Genomic DNA, 2,051 nt, shown 5'->3' with positions numbered 1-2,051 from the left:
AAAAGCATCGTGACTATCCTCCCCGCAAGCCGCAGCGAGCTGCACTTACTGTCCCTCCGGAGGGACACAGGTTCATGCCAATTTTTCCAGCAAAGGTAAGAATTTATCTCTCTTTGGAGAGAGACAGGATTCAGTTTTACTGGAATCCAGAGAGAGGAAAGTGTTGAATACATAATCAAATTCATAAAACGACAAAACATTCATGACAGATAATAATAAAGACAACTGGCCTCTTTGGGAGGTTTTCACACAACCAAAGTCAGGAAAACCCCACGAGCATGCCGGAAGCCTTCACGCTGCCGATAAGGAAATGGCACTCCAAAATGCGAGAGATACTTATGCCCGCAGAAATGAAGGGGTGAGTATTTGGGTGGTGGAATCAAAGCACATTACTGCTTCTACTCCTGATGACATGGGGCCGTTCTTTGATCCGGCGAATGATAAACCGTACCGACATCCGCAATTTTACAGTGTACCCAGAGCCGTTAAGAAGAGGTCTTAGTTATTGGTTAATGGTTAATCGTGGTTTGGATCAACGCAAATAACCATTACACAAATAACGATTAAAAAAAAGTAATTGATTACAAGAATGACTGCTGAAACTAAAGAATTGACGAAAAAAGAAGCATTCCTAAATTATCTGCTCCGGTTGGCCGATGACCGGCTTATACTTGGTCAACGCATGTCAGAATGGTGCGGGCACGGACCTCAGCTTGAGGAAGATCTCGCAATGGCCAATATGGCTTTGGATCTTATCGGTCATGCTACTGCACTTTACGAATATGCTTCAGAGATCGAAGATGAGGGGCATGACGAAGACTATTTTGCTTACTTCCGGGATGATCGCGATTTCACCAATCTCCAGCTATGCGAACTTCCTAAAGGAGATTTCGGATTTACCATTGCCCGACAATTTTTATTCAGCGCGTTCAGTTATTTCCAGTACGAACGATTAAAAGACGCCAAAGATGAACAATTTGCCGGAATGGTTAATAAACATCTGAAAGAGATCAAATATCACCTAAGACATTCAAGAGAGTGGGTATTGCGTTTGGGTGACGGAACCGAAGAAAGTCACGATCGAGTTCAGGAAGCATTTGATGAACTTTGGATGTACATCGGTGAATTGTTTTATATGGATGAAGTAGACGAACGGATGATCAAAGAAGGTCTAGGTGTCGATTCATTAGAATTCAAAAAAGAATGGAAGAAATTTGTAGAAGATACGTTAACAGAAGCGACACTCACGGTTCCGGATTGGGATCAATTTATGATGAGCGGCAGCCGCAAAGGAATTCATACCGAGCATTTGGGCCATATTTTAGCTCAGATGCAGTTTTTACGCCGTTCACATCCCGATGCCGAGTGGAAATAATTATAGACTTGAGACGTAAGACATAAGATTTCATCTTTGCTCAATTATCATCTTTTATCTTACGTCTTACATCTTGCTACTAAAAAATGCCAACCATCCAACTACATACCGAAAAGCAGATCTGGGACTTCCTGAGGGAAGTGACCGATCCAGAGATCCCTGTCTTGAACATCGTGGAAATAGGAATTGCTCGGAAAGTTGAAGTATCTGAAGATGGCAAAGTATTGGTGAAGATTACTCCTACCTATTCCGGCTGCCCGGCCATGAATGCCATTGAAAAACTGGTGAATGAGAAACTTGAAGAACGCGGTGTTGAAGATTTTGAAGTGAAACTTGATTTCGCCGAAACCTGGACTACCGATTGGATGACCAAGGAAGCCAAAACCAAACTCAAAGACTACGGCATCGCTCCTCCCGAAAAAACCGAAGAAGAAGGTGACTTTCTAAAGAGTTTATCCAGCACCAAGGTAGTCCCTTGCCCATTTTGTGATTCTTTTGAAACGGAGTTGGTGAGTCAGTTTGGTTCTACTGCATGCAAATCCCAGTATTTCTGTAATGAGTGTGATCAGCCCTTCGAACATTTTAAGTGCATCTAGGATCACAGATTTTAATGATTTTTGGATTACACAGATTATTACTCGCTCAAAATAGCTCAGTTTTTTTAAATCAACTATTT

Annotated in this window: 3 protein-coding genes; all 3 read left to right on the top strand. The window is 42.1% G+C overall.

Translation table 11 applies throughout. The annotated features are described in order from the left end of the window. Nucleotides 1-202 precede the first annotated feature (202 nt). The 3 genes from paaB to paaD all read left to right on the top strand — a co-directional run bounded on the left by paaB (nt 203) and on the right by paaD (nt 1,971). Nucleotides 203-502, top strand: coding sequence for a 1,2-phenylacetyl-CoA epoxidase subunit PaaB (gene paaB, locus VFM80_RS00590; RefSeq protein WP_395068496.1), 300 nt, complete (start codon nt 203-205; stop codon nt 500-502). Between the two features lie 87 nt (nt 503-589). Next, nucleotides 590-1,375 (top strand): 1,2-phenylacetyl-CoA epoxidase subunit PaaC, encoded by a 786-nt coding sequence (paaC, locus tag VFM80_RS00585; protein WP_395068494.1) that lies wholly within the window; start codon nt 590-592, stop codon nt 1,373-1,375. 86 nt (nt 1,376-1,461) lie between these two features. Beyond that, nucleotides 1,462-1,971 carry a 1,2-phenylacetyl-CoA epoxidase subunit PaaD gene (paaD, locus tag VFM80_RS00580; RefSeq protein WP_395068492.1) on the top strand — a complete coding sequence of 170 codons (510 nt, stop codon included), beginning with the start codon at nt 1,462-1,464 and terminating at the stop codon, nt 1,969-1,971. Nucleotides 1,972-2,051 lie beyond the last annotated feature (80 nt).

The organism is Gracilimonas sp. (assembly GCF_035704785.1).
In the GTDB taxonomy this organism is placed as follows: Bacteria; Bacteroidota; Rhodothermia; order Balneolales; family Balneolaceae; genus Gracilimonas.
Note: the sequence above shows the minus strand (reverse complement) of the source record. Positions and strands in the feature narration are given on the sequence as shown.